Origin of the sequence: Alteromonas lipotrueae (genome assembly GCF_019249255.1) — a bacterium.
GTDB lineage: Bacteria > Pseudomonadota > Gammaproteobacteria > Enterobacterales > Alteromonadaceae > Alteromonas > Alteromonas lipotrueae.
Map to the genome: position 1 here is coordinate 172,562 of NZ_JAESDJ010000007.1, position 18,195 is coordinate 190,756.

17 protein-coding genes are annotated in these 18,195 nt (G+C 42.9%); 8 read left to right on the top strand and 9 right to left on the bottom strand.

The features are described 5' to 3' along the window. Positions 1 to 12: 12 nt before the first annotated feature. Positions 13 to 420 (bottom strand): OsmC family protein, encoded by a 408-nt coding sequence (locus KYS23_RS11910; RefSeq protein WP_159530655.1) that lies wholly within the window; start codon positions 418 to 420, stop codon positions 13 to 15. A gap of 12 nt (positions 421 to 432) precedes the next feature. Next, positions 433 to 1,305: a CvfB family protein gene (locus tag KYS23_RS11915; protein WP_218418834.1), complete on the bottom strand. Its 873-nt coding sequence runs from the start codon at positions 1,303 to 1,305 to the stop codon at positions 433 to 435. A gap of 65 nt (positions 1,306 to 1,370) precedes the next feature. On the opposite strand from KYS23_RS11915, the gene KYS23_RS11920 reads away from it, so the two are divergent. The 4 genes from KYS23_RS11920 to KYS23_RS11935 all read left to right on the top strand — a co-directional run bounded on the left by KYS23_RS11920 (position 1,371) and on the right by KYS23_RS11935 (position 4,730). Next, on the top strand, positions 1,371 to 2,099 hold the full coding sequence (locus KYS23_RS11920; RefSeq protein ID WP_159530651.1) for a 5-oxoprolinase subunit PxpA: 729 nt from the start codon (positions 1,371 to 1,373) through the stop codon (positions 2,097 to 2,099). A 135-nt stretch (positions 2,100 to 2,234) separates the two neighbouring features. Next, positions 2,235 to 2,939 carry a 5-oxoprolinase subunit B family protein gene (locus KYS23_RS11925; protein ID WP_159530649.1) on the top strand — a complete coding sequence of 235 codons (705 nt, stop codon included), beginning with the start codon at positions 2,235 to 2,237 and terminating at the stop codon, positions 2,937 to 2,939. Continuing rightward, positions 2,929 to 3,861: a 5-oxoprolinase subunit C family protein gene (locus KYS23_RS11930; protein WP_218418835.1), complete on the top strand. Its 933-nt coding sequence runs from the start codon at positions 2,929 to 2,931 to the stop codon at positions 3,859 to 3,861. Before KYS23_RS11925 ends, KYS23_RS11930 begins: the two co-directional genes overlap by 11 nt. 2 nt (positions 3,862 to 3,863) lie before the next feature. Beyond that, positions 3,864 to 4,730: a D-amino acid aminotransferase gene (locus KYS23_RS11935; RefSeq protein ID WP_218418837.1), complete on the top strand. Its 867-nt coding sequence runs from the start codon at positions 3,864 to 3,866 to the stop codon at positions 4,728 to 4,730. Positions 4,731 to 4,847: 117 nt separating this feature from the next. Here KYS23_RS11935 and KYS23_RS11940 read toward each other — a convergent pair whose 3' ends face one another. Both KYS23_RS11940 and KYS23_RS11945 read right to left on the bottom strand, forming a co-directional pair. Further along, entirely contained in the window at positions 4,848 to 5,855 is a 1,008-nt protein-coding gene (locus KYS23_RS11940; RefSeq protein WP_159530643.1) for a LacI family DNA-binding transcriptional regulator, read from the bottom strand. Between the two features lie 98 nt (positions 5,856 to 5,953). Continuing rightward, positions 5,954 to 6,535: a gluconokinase gene (locus tag KYS23_RS11945; protein ID WP_218418839.1), complete on the bottom strand. Its 582-nt coding sequence runs from the start codon at positions 6,533 to 6,535 to the stop codon at positions 5,954 to 5,956. 270 nt (positions 6,536 to 6,805) lie between these two features. Between KYS23_RS11945 and KYS23_RS11950 the strand changes: the two genes are divergently transcribed. The 3 genes from KYS23_RS11950 to KYS23_RS11960 all read left to right on the top strand — a co-directional run bounded on the left by KYS23_RS11950 (position 6,806) and on the right by KYS23_RS11960 (position 12,967). Further along, on the top strand, positions 6,806 to 8,146 hold the full coding sequence (locus tag KYS23_RS11950; protein ID WP_218418841.1) for a GntP family permease: 1,341 nt from the start codon (positions 6,806 to 6,808) through the stop codon (positions 8,144 to 8,146). Between the two features lie 192 nt (positions 8,147 to 8,338). Continuing rightward, the gene (locus tag KYS23_RS11955) at positions 8,339 to 9,976 is read left to right on the top strand and encodes a trehalase family glycosidase (protein WP_232370617.1); all 1,638 of its coding nucleotides are present in this window, start codon (positions 8,339 to 8,341) and stop codon (positions 9,974 to 9,976) included. Positions 9,977 to 10,063: 87 nt separating this feature from the next. Next, positions 10,064 to 12,967 (top strand): TonB-dependent receptor, encoded by a 2,904-nt coding sequence (locus KYS23_RS11960; RefSeq protein WP_218418843.1) that lies wholly within the window; start codon positions 10,064 to 10,066, stop codon positions 12,965 to 12,967. 76 nt (positions 12,968 to 13,043) lie between these two features. Here KYS23_RS11960 and fur read toward each other — a convergent pair whose 3' ends face one another. Beyond that, positions 13,044 to 13,469, bottom strand: coding sequence for a ferric iron uptake transcriptional regulator (gene fur / locus KYS23_RS11965; RefSeq protein WP_159530635.1), 426 nt, complete (start codon positions 13,467 to 13,469; stop codon positions 13,044 to 13,046). A 314-nt stretch (positions 13,470 to 13,783) separates the two neighbouring features. Here fur and KYS23_RS11970 point away from each other — a divergent pair, with 314 nt between their 5' ends. Beyond that, positions 13,784 to 15,790: a HAMP domain-containing methyl-accepting chemotaxis protein gene (locus KYS23_RS11970; protein WP_159530633.1), complete on the top strand. Its 2,007-nt coding sequence runs from the start codon at positions 13,784 to 13,786 to the stop codon at positions 15,788 to 15,790. Positions 15,791 to 15,907: 117 nt separating this feature from the next. Here KYS23_RS11970 and fldA read toward each other — a convergent pair whose 3' ends face one another. The 4 genes from fldA to KYS23_RS11990 form a co-directional block, all read right to left on the bottom strand. Next, the gene (fldA, locus tag KYS23_RS11975) at positions 15,908 to 16,432 is read right to left on the bottom strand and encodes a flavodoxin FldA (RefSeq protein ID WP_013784294.1); all 525 of its coding nucleotides are present in this window, start codon (positions 16,430 to 16,432) and stop codon (positions 15,908 to 15,910) included. A 29-nt stretch (positions 16,433 to 16,461) separates the two neighbouring features. Next, positions 16,462 to 16,680, bottom strand: coding sequence for a DUF2788 domain-containing protein (locus KYS23_RS11980; RefSeq protein ID WP_013784293.1), 219 nt, complete (start codon positions 16,678 to 16,680; stop codon positions 16,462 to 16,464). Between the two features lie 110 nt (positions 16,681 to 16,790). Beyond that, on the bottom strand, positions 16,791 to 17,573 hold the full coding sequence (locus tag KYS23_RS11985) for an alpha/beta fold hydrolase (RefSeq protein WP_159530631.1): 783 nt from the start codon (positions 17,571 to 17,573) through the stop codon (positions 16,791 to 16,793). Positions 17,574 to 17,689: 116 nt separating this feature from the next. Continuing rightward, on the bottom strand, positions 17,690 to 18,091 hold the full coding sequence (locus KYS23_RS11990; protein ID WP_159530629.1) for an H-NS histone family protein: 402 nt from the start codon (positions 18,089 to 18,091) through the stop codon (positions 17,690 to 17,692). Positions 18,092 to 18,195 lie beyond the last annotated feature (104 nt).

The following is an 18,195-nucleotide window of genomic DNA, read 5'->3' on the forward strand; positions in this document are numbered from 1 at the left end:
TGGTGTATTAGCCTAATTGTGTGTGGATTCAACTAAAGTATAGCTGGTGGTGATCTCCACATTGCCGGTTAGCATCAACATAACCGAGCAGTATTTTTCAGTAGAAAGTTGTACTGCACGCGCTAATGCTTTCTCGGTCACGCTGCTCGCTACCACAGTGTAGTGGGCATGAATTTTTGTAAACACGCGAGGGGCGTCATCAGCACGATCGGCTTCTAGTTCACATTCACAGCTTTCAATTTCGTGGCGGCCTTTTTTAAGGATCTCTACCACATCAATACTGGAGCATGCGCCAACAGCTAATAATACTGACTCCATTGGTGATATTGCATTTCCACTACCGTCCATGACGGTCTTATACCCACTGTCGGTAGTACCGGTGAAAGTGAGGTCTTTATCCCATGAAACTTGTGCTTTCATTTCGTATCCTGCTTACGATTGGGTGAGACGAACGGCGTCTGCGCCAATGGTGATTTTCTTTTGTTTGTACAATGCGCCTAACGCTTTTTTATACGCGGCTTTACTCACATTAAAATGCTGGTAAATGGCATCGGGCGGACTTTTGTCCGTTAAGGTTGAAATACCACCGTGGGCGTCCAAATCATCTAAGATAGCTTGCTGCAAGGCATCACGGGTTTCCTTATCATGACGCTGTAACACCACATCAATCTTGCCATCTTCACGAATGGTTTTGACTACGCCATCGGTAGATTGCCCTACTTTAAGCGGTTTGAATGCATCGCTATGGAAAATTAGGCCTAGGGCTTTTTCGTTCAATACCACTTTAAAGCCTAAGTCAGATTTGGCATAAACCAAACAACTCACATTTTCACCTTCGCTAAGATAGGCGCTACCTTCTTTAAGGAAGTAGTGCAAACGAGTTGCACCTAAAATTCGATTTGTTTTTTCATCAAAGAAAGCGTGAACAACATAATACATGCCGGGATCTATAGGCGATTCTTGATAATCGGCGGGTATGAGTAAGTCGTTCTCTAGGCCCCAGTCGAAGAATGCACCGAAATGTGTAGCCGAGACTGCTTTGAGTACCTTGGTTTCACCTACTTGTATGCGCGGTAGCTTCAAGGTAGCAAACAAATCGCCGCGCTGATCGGTAGCCACAAACACATCTAGGGTTTGTTCCACTTCCAGCGACGTGGTTACTTCGTCGTGAGGTAAGGTTACAGTAGGCATATCTTCACTACTGTAGTCGGTTTCATCTACATTATCGGTAAGTGGTGCTAGCGCATAGCCAAACGGATATTCGGCGACCACTTTTAATGTATTAATTTTTCCAATATTTATCATTAACACTGACTTTTAAAAAAGAACAGGTAACATGATATCGGATTGAGGTTAAGAGCTAAACACTTATGAAGTTAAATTGCGATTTAGGTGAAAGTTTCGGTGCATGGCAAATGCCTGTAGATGCCGACATTATGAAATTTATCGATCAAGCGAATATTGCGTGCGGCTTTCATGCCGGTGATCCCGTGGTGATGAAACAAGCGTTGTATCTGGCTAAAAACAGTAATGTGGAAATAGGTGCACACCCATCTTATCCCGATTTACAAGGGTTTGGACGTCGAAGTCTCGCTATGCCGATAAAAGAACTGATAGCCTGTATTCAATATCAAGTCAGTGCATTGATGGGGATGGCAAGTATTGTCGGGGTGCCAGTGAGTTATGTGAAACCCCATGGTGCGCTATACAACGACATGATGCTTGACCCTCAAGTGCGTACTGCGGTCATGCAAGCTGTGGGGAGTATTAACAAAGGCCGGTTGGGGTTGATGGTGCAATCTCACGCACACAATGAAGCGCTGGTGCTTGAAGCACAAGAATATGGATTGGCGTTAATATTTGAAGCGTTTTCAGATCGTCGCTATACCGATGAAGGTTTTTTGCAGCCTCGCTCACAGGAAGGCGCGGTGTTAACCGCCGCAGAAGCGCTAACCCAAGCGAAGCTTTTGATTGAAGATGGGGAAGTCATCACCGTTAGCGGGCAAAGACTGCCATTGCAGGCTGACACACTGTGCGTACATGGCGATACCGCAGGTGCTGTAGACATTGCGCAGCAAATTCGTGCATGCATGAAATAGACGGTGTGCAGGCATAAGGAAAAGTAGAAGCTAAAGCACAAGAAATAACACCAAGTGAAATTACCTTTTACTCATTAAATCATGTGAATGCCTTAACTTCGCCATAATTTCACCCTTTTTACTAAGGATATTACTATGCATCCCTTTGGGGATATTAAGCAGATAGTACCTGCAGGTTTAGATGCCATACTTTTGTACTTCGCGGGCGATACGGTAGATATCGCCAATGCGCGATGTCAGCATTGGTTACACACCATCACAAATTTGATGTTTCCATGGCTGAAAGAATGCGTTCCAGCCTACGATTCTTTGCTGTTGGTGTTTGATGCTCATAAAGTGGATAGCCATTATGTTTATCAGATGCTTCGTTCGCTGGCAGCGCAAGATGCAAGCATGAGTATAAGTAGTACGGGTGGTATTAGCGTGAAAACTCATGAAATACCTGTGTGGTACGGGGCAGAATCGGCAAACGACTTAGCTTTGGTTAGCCAGAAAACGGGGTTAAGTGAGCAGGATGTTATTGATGCTCACATCAGCATGACTTACAAAGTTTACGCTGTGGGCTTTGCGCCAGGCTTTGCTTATATGGGGCATGTACCTGAAACGTTGCACTGCGCAAGATTAGAAACGCCTAGAAAGCAGGTGCCCAAAGGAGCGGTTGCTATTGCCGACGCGCAAACCGCTATTTATCCTTCGTCATCGCCTGGCGGCTGGCACTTGTTGGGTTTATGCCCACTGAACTTGGTGGATACCAGCCATAACGCGCTTTTAAAAGTGGGTGACAATGTAAAGTTCGCGCCTATTACAGAACAGGAATTCAGAGACTTGCATGAAGGTTAGTGTTGAAAAAAATGGTTTGCTGAGCCTAATTATCGACAGCGGTCGGCAAGGTAAACAGCATCAAGGCTTCTGTCAGTCAGGCCCCATGGATGAAGATGCCTATTGGTGGGCAAATTATTTGGCTGGTAACCAAGAAGGTACGCCCTGTATTGAAACTATAGGGTGCGCAGAATTTGTATGTGATACCAATGCGCAGGTGGCTGCCACGGGGCGCAGTGTGGTTTGCCTGGTAAATAATCAGTCAGTTTCTCCATTTGAAACTATCTTTGTGAAAGCGGGTGATCGGGTATCGATTGACAGTGAACACATGGGCAGTAAAGCCTATCTTGCAATACACGGTCGGTGGCAAGTACCTTCACCTTTAGGCAGTGCGTGCACGGTCTTGCGCGAAGGCATAGGCGGCCTTGAAAATAAAGGCGCACCGTTAGGGGTTGGCGATACCATCAATATTGAAACCCCAACAATACAAAGTGCTCACAGGGCTCTTGCACCGAAGCACTGGCCGCGATACGACTTAAGTCAGCCCTTAGCGCTTATCCTAGGCTATCAAGAAGAGAAGTTTAGCGCGTCTGAAAAAGGGCGATTGTTTTTGAGTGAGTACACGGTAACAACAAATATTAATCGTATGGGCTATCGACTGTCTGGTTCACCCATACATAGCAATATGACTAAAATGCGTTCTGAAGCAATACATATCGGAGCGATGCAAATTCCGCCCGACGGACAACCAATTGTGATGATGCGAGACAGACAAACCTTAGGCGGTTATCCGAAGCTTGGCAGTGTAAGTTTGCTTGATGTTAATCGTTTAGCGCAAGCCGTGCCGGGGGAAACTGTTACTTTCATGAGTCAGCATTACGACGATGCTCGCGCCGCATTTTTATTAAATTGGCAAAAACGACTTCGCCTTACAGGAGAATAAGAGTGACCATTGCATTTTTAAACGGTGAGTTTATGCCGTTATCAGAAGCTAAAATTTCCCCCATGGACCGAGGCTTTTTATTCGGTGATGGTATTTACGAAGTTATTCCCACTTACCATGGTAAAGCGGTTGGCATGACCGGCCACTTAAGCAGAATGCGCGATGGATTGGCGGCTATTTCTATAACTAACCCTTACAGTGCACAGCAGTGGCAGCAAAACCTAGACGGGCTTATCGACGCCAATGCCAGCTATCTCCCAAGCGGAAACATTGGCGTGTATTTTCATATTAGTCGTGGAACGGACACCAAGCGTTATCATGCCTACCCGCAAAATATAACGCCTACCGTATTTGGTTTTGCCTTTGAAATTGCACCAGCTCAACCACTAGAGGCAGCCAATGTTAAGCCCTTTAAGGTGGCGCTTGAAGAAGACAAGCGCTGGCAGCGATGCCATATCAAATCAACCTCATTGTTAGGTAATGTGATGCATTTTCAGGCGGGGGTAGATAGTGGTGTGCAAGAAACTATTTTGCACAACAGTGACGGCATTATCACTGAGGCGAGCTCTTGCAACGTGTTCATGGTAAAAGATAATGCCATTTTTACCCCACCATTAGACAACCAGCTGTTGCCCGGAATTACCCGTCAAATAGCGTTAGAAGCATTTAAACGAGTGGGTTTGGCAGTAGAAGAAAAGTGGTTTACTAAGGAAGATTTATTCAATGCAGATGAAGTATGGTTAACCTCGTCAAGCAAAGAAATTGCCCCTGTCATTGAAGTTGATGGTAAAACCATTGGTACTGGTGAAGTAGGGCAGATGTGGGAGAAAGCCATAAAGGCTTATCACAATTATAAGTTTGAGGCTTAGGGCATAGAGTTAAAAACTAAAGGCTTAAAACGAAACGCTTGATGTTTTAAGCCTGAACATAAGTCATTTAACATTGCTGCAAAATGAAGGATAGGGAAGCGCAAGCAGGCAAAATGCCTAGGCGGTTTCCCTTAACTTAATGTGATAGGGGAACACTTTGCTTGTTTCGCTTACACTTTTACCTTCAATAATTGATATCAATGATCGGGTGGCTAATTCAGCCATCTCCCTTCTTGGTGTAGATACCGTGGTAAGGGAAGGGTAAATAGCTTTCGCAAAGCTCAAATCGTTGAAACCACATATATCAATGTCTTTTCCAGGTTTTATTCCCCTGCGATTACATTCCATTACAGCTCCGGCTGCAAGTTCATCACTAACAAAAAATAGGGCATCTAAGTCTGGCCATTTATGAAGCGATTCCACTAGCAATTCAGCGCCCGCTTGAAATGAGGCGTCAGCACGTGACTGAAGGCACATATCATCTTGCAACTGTGCATTATGAAGGGCTTGCTCCCAGCCTCGTTTTCTAAGTACAGCACGCCAATCAAGCAGCAATGAACAAAAAGCAATTTTCTTTCTGCCCTTCACGTTTACTAAATAGTCCGTCATTTCTTTTGCCGCATTGAAATGATCTACACCATAGTTAATATCAAAAGTAGACTCCGACATATCCATAATTTCCGCAACCGGCGCATCGGTGGTTTTTAACATTCTTATCGTTTCGTCGGTATGACGACTAGAAGTGAGAATAAACCCCGAAACCGCTTGCTGAATATAGGATTCAACAATTCGTTCCTCCCCTAACGCTGAATAGGTAGAGTCACCAATCATTAATGCATAGCCAAGTTCATCAGCAACCGCTTTTACGCCTGAAACTACATCATTAAAAACATTGTTTCCAAATGAAGGGAGTAGCAACGCAATTGTTTTATTGTTTTGAATAGATAAACTTTGTGCTGCACGGTTGGGGATGTAATTTAATTCCTTAGCCGCTTTCTTTATTTTCAGCGATAACGCTTTAGAAATACTACTTGAATCTTTAAGTGCGCGAGAAACGGTAGTTTTGTGAATACCTAAATGTGCGGCGATGTCTGAAATGGTTGTGCGTTTTTTAATATTTTTCATAGGGTAGATTCATTTTTTATTATTGTTGCACAGTTTACTTATTTCACCGTGATGTGGCGCTATACTCTTGTTTAAAAAGGGCGTCCAATCTAAGGGGGCTATGTAGCATCTATCACTGAGCTGATAAACGTCTTGCATATTTCCACTACCTCATCGACACTTTGTGAAACATCCACAAAGAAAGCCTCATCTTTATTTGGTACTTCCAGGGTAGAAAACTGACTTTTGAGCATATCATCGCCCACAAAAAAATGCTGTCTTTGTTTAAGCCTTTGGCCAATGGTATCGCTAGAGCCATGTAAGTAGATGAACCTTACATTTGATTGAACGCTTTTAGCTAATGGAATTTTTTTCTCTTCAGCTTGCCTTCCTGTTAGTTCTTTACTAAGCCCTTCACATAATATTGCTCGGTAGGATGCTTTAAGCGCTGAACAAGAAATAATAGCGCTTTGATCATTTGCCAAATGATCTTTGGCTATTTTATTCAAACGCGTTAGCCAGTCCCATCTGTCGGCATCTTCTAACGGAATACCAGCAGACATTTTTTCTACGCTAGCAGCAGGGTGATAACTATCACCTTCCTCAAAAACAAGTCCCAGTTCAGAAGCCACACGCTCGCCGATGGTAGATTTCCCTGTGCCTGAAACCCCAGTAATAAAGAAAACGGTATTTGCAGTCATTCAACTACCTCTTTGATTCAATGCTAAGCAATGAGCCCAAACTACGTTAATTAATTTAAACTAAGCATAATTCGGAAACCGGTTGCGTTCAAGGTTTCTTTATAATATTGTTACGGCGAATACATAATTTGTTAACGTAGTGTTGCATAGAATAACAACGGGTTGCCTGGGTGTTCTCTGTTTACTAGATAATAAAAATTTTCAACGTGTACCTCAGAATTTTACGTGCCGCTAACTGCAGGTTTGAGTGCAGGTTTATAGGGAAGAAACATGTCAGATACCTTTTCACTTCTTTTTTTCGCCATCGTCAGCATTGTACTGCTGGCCTATTTGGTTATTGCTAGAAAAGTACATGCATTTATTGCCATTATTATTGCGGCAGCCTTTGTGGGGATAGGCACGGGAATGGACGCTACAGAAGTTCTCAATTCCATGCAAAGTGGTATGGGAAATACACTTGGTTTTGTTGCTACCATAGTGGGATTAGGGGCAATGTTCGGGCAATTCCTAGAAGAGTCGGGTGGCGTGGATAGACTGGCGCTAACGATCAAGCAGAAGTTCGGTGAAAAGAATAGCCAATGGGCACTGGTTATCACCGGTTTCCTAGTGGCGATACCTGTATTTTTTGAGGTAGGACTCATTATATTAATGCCGCTGATATATTCGATGGCGCAAAAAACCGGTAAGTCATTAATTTATTATGGCATTCCCTTAGCAGCAGGACTTGCGGTCACCCACGCATTTATTCCACCAACGCCAGGGCCTGTAGCCGTAGCCTCTATATTAAATGCCGACATTGGACTAGTGATTTTATTTGGTTTTATCGTTGGTGTGCCATGTGCTTGTATTGCAGGCCCAATTTACGCTTCCTATATCGCTAAGAAAATCCATGTGCCAGTGCCGGAACATATTAGAAATATCGAGGCTAGGCCAGTAGAAGCATTGCCTTCGTTTTCATTAGTGGCCGCTTTGTTATTCTTTCCTCTTGTTGTGATCCTCGTCGGGTCAATTGCGAAATTTGTGTTAGCTGACGGTGTACTAAAACAAGTATTTATTTTTGTTGGACACCCATTTATCGCCCTAACCATTGCGACATTGGCATGTTTTAAGTGGCTGGGAAAAAACCAAGGCTTAAGCGCAGATCAAGTGAGAAATGTGGCATCGAAAGGGTTAGAGCCAGTAGCGTTGGTGATATTAGTTACTGGTGCAGGTGGTATGTTCAAACAAGTATTAATCGATTCGGGGGCAGGTCAAGCCTTTGCCGATGTAGTGGCACTTTCACCTCTTCCACCGCTTATGGCTGGGTTTCTTATTGCCATTTCCGTCAGGATTATTCAAGGCTCAGCTACCGTTGCAATGCTAACGGCTGCAGGTTTGATGGCACCCGTGGTAAATGCATTGTCGTTATCACCATCTTTATTAGCGCTAATGACTATATCTATTGCTGCCGGAGCTACAGCAATGTCGCATGTAAACGATACGGGATTTTGGATAATTAACCGCTATTTCGATATTTCAGTCAAAACCACCTTAATATCCTGGACGTGCATGGCCACTATTATTGGCTTTGTTGGGCTAACGTTAACCCTACTCTTAGCCATGTTCATCTAACACTCATTCATCTGTAGGTACACATACCCAAACGGTGTTTTAACGCGTTGGATCTTATGGTCTATTTTTGTATTTAGTATGGAAACCGGTTTCTAAAATAATTAAGCGTAAAAAATTACATTTATACAAACCATCAGGGCGTTAAAACCAAAGTAAACGGCTGACGATAAAATTTCAAATAGAGGTAAAGACATGCGTGAAAGCAATAGAGCAGTTAAATTAAATAAGCAACTTAGCAAGGTTGCATTAGTAGTCATGTTGTCTAGCCCATTCGTTTCTGTGCAATCGGCACAACAAGAAAATACAGCGGGCTATTCATCAAAAGTCTATCAAGCAGAAGACGCGTTCCCTGGGCTTTTTGAAGCAGTACAAACCGCAAAAATTCTGGGTGACTACAAAACCTTTGTCGACGCCGTTCCGAAGCAAGAGCCACGTGATATTTTACAAAAGTATGGATCGTTGAAAGACACAAAAGGTTTTGATCTGAAGGCATTCGTATTAGACAACTTCTCCTTGCCTCAAGCGACTAAAGAGACAAAAGTCACTCACGAAGCGTCATTGCAGATCCACCTTGAAAACCACTGGAAGAACTTAGTGAGGCAACCGGTTAAAACGTCTGAGTTTTCTAGCTTGATAGAACTGCCTAACCCCTACGTGGTGCCAGGAGGGCGCTTCAGGGAAATGTTCTACTGGGACAGTTACTTTACCATTGTGGGGTTATTGGCATCGGATCACACCACACTCGCTAAAGGGATGATTGATAACTTTGCTTACCAGATTGACCAGTTTGGTTTTGTTCCAAATGGTAATCGAAGCTATTTCTTAAGTCGTTCACAACCACCATTATTCGCAGCCACTTTAATGGCGTATGCACAAAAGGAAGGTCTTGAAAGTATTGTTCAGTACTTACCTCAACTTGAAAAAGAATATCTGTTTTGGATGGACGGAAATACTGATATTCCCACAAGTGCCAAGGAAGGAGAGCACTTAGTTACCTTAGAAAACGGAGACTTTTTAAATCGGTATTATGGTGCTATCGCAAAGCCCCGTGCTGAAGCGTACGGCAAAGAAAGTCGCTGGGCTCAAAATAAAACGTCCTCAGAAAAAGACAGTTTCTTTAGAAACCTAAGGGCGGTGTGCGAGTCGGGTTGGGATTTTAGTAGCCGTTGGTTTAGTGATGGAAAGAATAAAACAACCACGCATGCGATGGACATTATTCCTGTTGATTTGAATAGCTTACTGTACCAGTTGGAATCCACCATCGCTTTGCTGCACAAGCAAGAGAACAACGAAAGCAAAGCCAAGTACTTTACAGACCGGTCAGAAGAACGAAAAGCGCTAATCCACAAGTACCATTTCGATGAAGAAACCGGCACTTATCAAGACTACGATTTCAAACGTAAAGCCCATACTAAACGCCCCTCTATGGCAATGGCTTACCCGCTATACGTGGGTGCAGCTAAGCCGCTTGCAGCAAAGCAAGTTGTTAAGTACCTCCATAACCATTTTCTTAAGGCGGGTGGTTTTGTCACTACATTATCGAATACTGGTGAACAATGGGATTACCCAAATGGGTGGGCACCACTTCAATATATTGGTGTAAAAGGCCTTTTAAATTACGAGGAAGGCGCTTTCGCTAACGAGGTTATGCAACGCTGGTTGGCACTCAATGAAAAGGTGTATGCGCAAGAAGGCAAAATGATGGAGAAGTACAACGTTGTTGATACGTCAATGAAAGCCGGGGGAGGGGAATACCCCACACAAGATGGCTTTGGTTGGACCAATGGCGTCGATTTAGCTTTTTATGAAATTTTAAACACTGATCAGTAGTAAGCACACGGTTTTAACAGGCGGTACGGAACGGGAATTAGCAAGCGTACCTGCCGCCAAGCACACAGCTAAAACTTGGAGAAATACATGAAGAATGGAATATTCAAACTGGGGTTAATTGCATCATCGATTTCCTCGATACTTTCGCCCTCAATTACGTTAGCACAAGATGCAGACAATGCCGTAAATAACGATATTGAGGTCATTTCAGTTTCAGGCATTCGTGGCGCATTAGCCCGCTCTCAAGCCGAAAAAATGAATGCATCTTCTATTGTTGAATCAATATCAGCAGAAGATATAGGCAAGCTACCAGACTCATCAATTGCAGAATCACTGGCTAGACTCCCAGGACTAGCAGGGGAGCGTAGCGGTGGACGTACTTCGGGAATTTCTATTCGAGGTTTTAAGGAAGATTTTACTGGCACGTCATTGAACGGCAGGGAGCTTATTGGAATTGGTGACAACCGAGGGGTTGAATACGATTTATACCCTTCTGAAATCATGACAGGCGCCACCATTTATAAAACCACCGAAGCCGACTTAATGGTACAAGGGATTGGTGGCACGGTTGATTTGCAAACCGTTCGTCCCTTGCAAGCAAGCGACACTATCACAATCAACACAAGTTACGAGCTGGGGGAGCGCGATTCAGATAACCCAGAGTACAGTAATAAAGGTCACCGTGCGGCGCTTAGCTTTAACAAAAAATTTGCCGATGATACCTTTGGTGTTGTAGTAGCACTGGCCACAACCGAGTCGCCAAACAATCATCGTAACTATGGTGTTTGGGGCTATGCGACTAATGATGACGGACAAATTTTGCCAACGGGAATCAGTAGCCACGTTATTAGCACAGAGCTAAAGCGAGATACCATCTCAGCCGTGTTTCAATACCGTCCTACCGATAAACTGGATATTGTGCTTGATGTATTGAATATAGATTATTCAGACTCGGGCATAAGACGGGGCATCATTGACCCGTTCTCGGCTGTTAACGTGGTAGGCACGGGAGCAAATAGTATCGGCACGCAAATTAACGCTAACCCCGTCCTTAGAACTGATCCTAGGCAGAAAACCGGTGAACTGAATACGCTGGGGCTTAATTTAGAATACTTTGTTACCGACAACTGGTCGGTAGAATTGGATGCGGCCACCAGTAAATCGGATAAGCGGGACTTACGCGGCGAATCGTACGCCGGGTTAGGGCGCTCAGGCACCGTGGACCCCTCTCAATTTGGAACTCGACAATTTCAAATGTCACCAGATGGCATCGTGTTCTCTGATTCATCAGGTTTAGACGCATTTTCCGACCCTACCTTGTTACAACTTGCAGGCCCACAAGCGTGGGGAGGCGGAATGGCGAGTTTATCTGATCAGTTTGAAACCGACGCGTTACAAGTGAATGGAAACCCGCTTTCCTACTTAGACGCACAAGACGGTTTCCTAAATTATGCTGATTTTACTGAAGAGCTCACCACTGTAAAATTTGAAGTGGTTGGCAACCTATCAGGTGATATTTTCACCAAAGTCACCGCAGGTGTTAATTACTCAGATCGCTTTAAAGACAAAGTAAATAAGGGCTTTTTCGCTACCTCAGATACATACCCATCTAGCGAATCAATTCCGTCTGACTACGTTTACGGCTTGGCAGACTTAACTTGGATGGGACTCGGAGAGGTGGTGGCTTATGATGGTTTTGCTCCCTATGAAGACGGTACATATACCCAAAATGATGCAGGTTTCTTAGAGCCCGATCGCCTAGGTGATACCTATGAAGTCAACGAAGAAGTGATTACCTTGTATGTGAAAACGAATTTTGAATATGCTTTTAATGACATGTTCTTGGTGGGAAATGTAGGCGTGCAATATGTAGATACCCAACAGTCTTCTACAGGCACCATAGGCGTAGTAGGAAGCAACTTTAAAGTTTGTGATGATAACGATGACGGTGTGGTTGATGAAAGCTGCCAAGTCGATTTGGGCACTGATTATAGTCATGTGCTACCCAGTTTAAATCTGAGCCTCGAATTTGCCGATAGTCAGTTTATTAAGTTAGCGGCGAATAAAACAATAAGCCGGGCAAGAATTGATCAAATGAAAGCGTCGGGATTCGTGAAGTTCACACAAAATATTGATCAGATCTCCATTCCTAATTCTGCCGAAGCCGTAGAAAATTATGGCTCACCATGGTCTAAATTTACCGGTAACCCTCTACTTCGGCCGCTGGAATCAAATAACTTTGATTTGTCATACGAAAACTATTTTAGTGACGAAGGTTATTTTGCTGTTGCCTATTTTTATAAAGACTTAGTTAATTGGACTAGAGACGGTGATCAAACTATTGATTTCACAAACGACGAAACCAATAACGGAGCAAATTACTTCGTTCCAGGTTATCACGACCGTGTTATCGAAAATGATGGTACTTATGGCCCTGCGGGTGTGTTCTATTCCCAAGGTGATGTGGTGACACCGCCTGACTTAGGTACCTATTCATTCTTTGAAGATGGGTTAGAAGGCACGGTAGAAAGTATAGAACTAACGGCTAACGTACCATTGAATGTGGTAGCTGATGTTCTAGACGGCTTTGGTGTAGCGGCATCATACACTTACGTTGATGCTGAGTTAGAAGATGGGTCACGCGTACCAGGGCAATCAGACAAGTCATACTCAATCACTATGTACTATCAATATGAAGGGTTTGAATTTAGAGTGGCCACAACCGATAGAACAGGCTTCTTGACGTACGAGCGGGGAGGGTCGAATAAGATATCAGAAGCAACGCGTAGTGCGGTAACTCTGGTTGATGCACAAATCAGTTATGACTTTGCAGATGCTGGAATTGACTCACTAGAAGGGCTGCGCGTATCAATATCAGGCACGAACTTAACAGATGAAGATGAAGAAACCATTGATGATGCTACGGGTGTCGTGTCGTCACGTCGTCAATTCGGACCTTCTTATTTATTCAACGTAAATTACTCCTTCTAAAACAAAAAGGCCCTTCAATTCACATTGTAGGGCCTTCTTTGTACCGTAGCAGTTCTAAACGGTATCAGCTGCGGTACTAGTCTTTACCTTCGCAATTCTCATCTGTGCATTCGCCATAAAGATACAAACTATGGTGAGTAAGCTTGATATTATGCTTCTTCGCAATCATATCTTGGCGCTGCTCGATAATATCGTCTTCAAATTCAATTACCTTGCCGCATTTTAGGCATACCAAGTGATCGTGATGTTCTTTGTGGCTTATTTCAAAAACTGATTTGCCACCTTCAAAGTGATGGCGATTCAATATACCCGCATCATCGAACTGGTTTAGCACGCGATAAACTGTAGCAAGGCCAATCTCTTCCTCTTGCTCGATCAGAATCTTATACACGTCCTCTGCACTGATGTGTTGATTTTCAGGTTCTTGCAAAATTTGCAAAATCTTGAGGCGTGGCAGGGTTACTTTTAAACCTGCTTTTTTAAGTTCTTTATTCTGATCCATTACAACCTACTGAGAACGAGATGTTTATCAATGGAGCTATTATAGGTAACTCGTCAGGATTTAAAAGAAAAACCGCTGTTTCTTGTTCGGTACGATGAAAATTCGAACGAATGGGCAAATTTTTCTTCTGTGACTTGTTGTGGAACGCTTTGTTTTTCGAGGACTGACCAGTTTGTAAGTGTCAGTTATTGTTAATAATTAATAGCAATTATATATACTTGGGGTGCATATCATTAACATTCTGTTAAACTGAGTGTAATGACGGTAAACGAGGTTAGTACGTTGAACTTCATCGCGTACTTTGAATTATGCCAATGAAATTGACGGTTATAAATAAAATAAAAATAGGTTTTGGCCTCTTTGGATGCTTGTTACTTATCACAAGTATTCTTTCTTATTTCGGTTTAAACGACATTAGGCGTTCAGCAGAAAACGTGGTTGAACGTAAAATGCCGGCTCAAACCAGTATGCTTAAAGTCAAAACCGAGATCCTATCTTTATCTGTGGTTACGGCCAATGGTTTTCACGAAAATACCCCCAGCGCTTTGGCCCAAAATCGCCAAGAGTTTGAAACTCTATCGAACGAGTTTGTTGCTGATCTCAAGAGCCTAACCATTATTCTGCCGAGCAATCCAATTGCGGTAGAGGCAGTAGATGCAAGTTTAGCCTACGTAGAAAATAGTCATGATATGTATAGGGCGTTAGCGCAGCGAATGGTGATAGAAAGCGCGTTAGGCGACAAATTAAGAGAAGTAATGAGCGAAGCAGATGAAGCAAGCGCCTTAATGCTAGATTTGTCTTACTTAGAGTCAGACAGTCCAAGCCTAGATACACTAATTGGTGCAGGGACGAATATCGATAATAAGCTGCTTACCACCACTGATTCTTTTAGCGAACTTGCCGCCAGCGTAGACGCACAAGACACAGCCAATATTATTGATGATATAAAATATCAAATTAGTAATATTACGGTAGATAAGGACTACTTAAACCGCCTTGCACTTGATATTGATGATGGAGGCACGGTAGCTGCCTTTAATGAACAATTTGCTTTACTCATTGAAAACGTTAACAGCACCAACGGGTTGGTGGCGCTGCAACAACAAAAGTTAACTGAAATAGCTGTAGCACAAGCGAAAAAAGACGAAGCATTAACGGCGTTGCAATTAGCGTTAAGCAGCATTAATACATTATTTGATAGTGTGCAGTCTGAATCTATTCAGGGGCAAAATGCTATTTTAGAATCTGTGCAAACCAACTTAGTTAAAAACTTTGTTGTGGCAGTTATTGGCCTGATTGCCGCCATCACGTTAGGTGTGCTGGCGACCCGCAGTATCTCTACGCCTCTTGGAAGAATCAATGAAGGGTTAACCCAACTAAGTAAAGGAGATTTAAGCCATACACTGCCTGAAATAGGAAACGATGAATTCACGGCACTTTCCGTCAAAGTGAATAGTTTGACCAATAGCTTGCGAGAGTTAGTGGGGAATATTTTAGAGCAAGAAAAACGCTTAATTACCATTACTAAAGAAAGTGTCGCCTTAGGTGAAAAAAGCTTACAAGGTGTGGATGAACAACGTAAACAAGTTACGGTAATTTCTACTAATACACAAGATGTGCAAAACACGAGTCGTAGCAATTTAAGTCAAATTAATGATGCTATGGAAGCGCTGCATACAGTGACCGCACAAAGCGAAGAAATTAGTGTGCTAGTTGCCCAAAACCGCAGTCAGGTAGACAGCCAAGCCCGACAGGCTGAAGCATCCGCAGATATTATAAATCGTTTAGATGGACACTCACGCAGCATTGGCAGCATTTTGGACGTTATAAAAACCATTGCAGAGCAAACCAATTTGTTAGCACTTAACGCAGCAATTGAAGCCGCTAGGGCAGGAGAGCAAGGCAGAGGCTTCGCCGTAGTAGCCGATGAAGTGCGCACCTTGGCAAATCGTACACATAACTCGACCGAAGAAATCGAGTCTATGATAGGCAATCTTCAAAAAGATGCTGAGAAAGCGGTAAAAGCAATAAATGCGGGCAGGGAACAAGCCCAAGAAGGGGTGGAAATTACCCAACAAGTCTCTCAGCAGGTTGAAAGTATTCGAGAAATTATTGCTCGTTTAAGTCAAATTAATGAGCATATTGTTACAGATACCCAGCAGCAAGATGTATTACTGGCAGATGTAGCCTCAAGCTTAAATACCATTGTTGCATTGGCTGATTCTAGTGCCGAAAGTACCCGCCAAGCCAACGAGTCGACCATGATGCTAGATGCGCAAACTGACAGCCTTAGAAAAGCGGTAGAGCGTTTTCAGCTTTAATCCTGCTACGTTTTTATAAAAGAGTCGTTGATATAAAGATGAAGCGTGATTTACTCAAACAAAAACGCCGCTGATAAAAGCGGCGTTTTTATTATTCATAAGCATGAAGCTGATGAACTAGGCTAGCTCAGATAAGCACAATTCGTCGTGAATTTGCTTACACCAAGATTTTACACGCGACTCGGTAAGCTCGGGTTGACGGTCTTCATCAATACCTAAGCCCACAAAGTGGTTGTCGTCTGCCATACCTTTGGATGCTTCGAAATCGTAACTCTCGGTAGGCCACTGACCTACTAGAATGGCGCCACGGCCTTCAACGATATCGCGAACCATACCCATAGCGTCAAGGAAGTATTCAGCATAGTCTTCTTGATCACCACAGCCAAAAATAGCCACGAGCTTGTCGGTAAAATCAATGTCTTCTAATTCTGGGAAGAAATCATCCCAGTCACACTGTGCTTCACCATAGTACCAAGTAGGGATCCCGAAAATTAGCAAATCGAACTCTGCTATATCTTCTTTGCTGCTCTTGGCAATGTCTTTTACATCAATTAGCTGTTTACCCAGTTCCTTCTGGATCATTTTCGCAACATGTTCGGTATTACCGGTGTCACTTCCGAAAAACAGGCCAACGCTTGCCATATCAAACCTCTATTATTCGTTACTAGTTACTATACACCTGTGCTTAGCCAGAACCATTCAATGATTCCTTTTGCTAGGAAACCAATGGCCCCTAAGCCTAATACCCCATAAGTCACAACACGCCCAATTAACGGCACATTATTTTTTGATAGGACATCGTGTACCGCGAAGCTCATCAATACAAATAGTATAAATAAACCGCCGTACAGCATGATGGATTCAATTAGCTCAAAGTTTTCTGCAAGCATAGTGTCTTTATTGAAAAAAATCTGGCGCAACTATATCACAGTATGTACGCCTAGCAGAGTCAAAAAGGGTCAAAAAAAAGTAATAATAGTCATTCGCATCTGTGATGGTGCTAACTTGCTGACTTTTCTAAGGTGCGAGCCACAATTGCATTGAAAACACTCGGTTTCTCAGCATGTAGCCAATGTCCTGTACTCTCTATAATATGGGCTTTGGCACGAGGGAAATATTTTGTAATTTCCTTCCTATAAGAATTATTAATGTAATCTGACTCGGCCCCCTTAATGAACAAGGTTATCCCTTCGAAGGTCAAATTACTTTGAGGCCAATCAAGTATTCGTGAATAACTGGCAATTAACCCATCTACATTAAAGCGCCATTGCCACTCGTCGCTATCAGTTTGGTACAAGCTTTTAAGCAAGAACTGCTGTACGCCAGGTTCTTTAACGAATTCAGAGAGGGCGGCTTGGGCTTCTTTTCTATCACTTATAGTGTGTAGAGGAACGTTTTTAATGCCATCAAATACTGCTTGGTGACTATGTGAATATTTAACGGGAGCAATATCTGCCACAATTAAATGGCGAACACGGTCAGGGTTTAATAACGCAAATTGCATTACCACTTTACCGCCTAAAGAATGGCCTAGTAAGGCAGCTTTATCAATCTGGTTATTATCAAGTATTTCTATAATTCCGGCTACCGCAGCTTCCAACGTAAACCCGTTAGTCCAAGGGGATTGTCCGTGATCAGGTAAATCAATACTGATAATATTATAAGTGCTTTCAAAGTGACGCTTAACGCCTGCTAGATTGTCAGCACTACCAAACAAACCATGAACTAATACTAACCATGGTGAGTCTTTTTGGGCTTCGGATAATTTGAAATGCAAAGACATTTTATACCCTATTAAAATAGCAATTAAGACTAATAGTGGGGGGAAATTTAAAAATGACAAGAGGTAGGGTCAGCAGCAAGTTTATTCACCGCTAACCCATCTTTATAGCACTATCACTATGCGTTTACTGAATAGTCTTCCAGCGACTTTCCGTTTTCAAGTGCTGCTTTGTATACGCGAGGCATACGGCCAATGCCTGTCCAAGGATGAGTAACACCTTCGCTATCCGTCAATATATATTTAACGGGGCGCTTTTTACCTACCTTTTTAGGGGTGTCTTCATTTAACGATTGTAAGTCTTCGAATTTTAAACCCGCTTCTTCCATTTGTTTTTTAATTTCTTCAAGCTTGGCACGTTTTTCTTTACCAACTTTTTCTTCTTCAAGCGCTTTTTCTTTTCTTTTATCAATAATGTTTGCAAGTTTTTCTTGCACGGTTTCTAGCTCTTGAATGCTTAATTCCTTTACAGCACCTTGTAAACGTCTTCCATGGGTTAAAATATCTAAAAATTCGTTCATTTAATAACCTTAGCGTTTCGTAGTGTATTTATCCGGCGAATGATAATTAAATTTAGCACAAAAAAAAAGCGGAGAAAGTCCGCTTTTTAATTTTTTAAGATAAA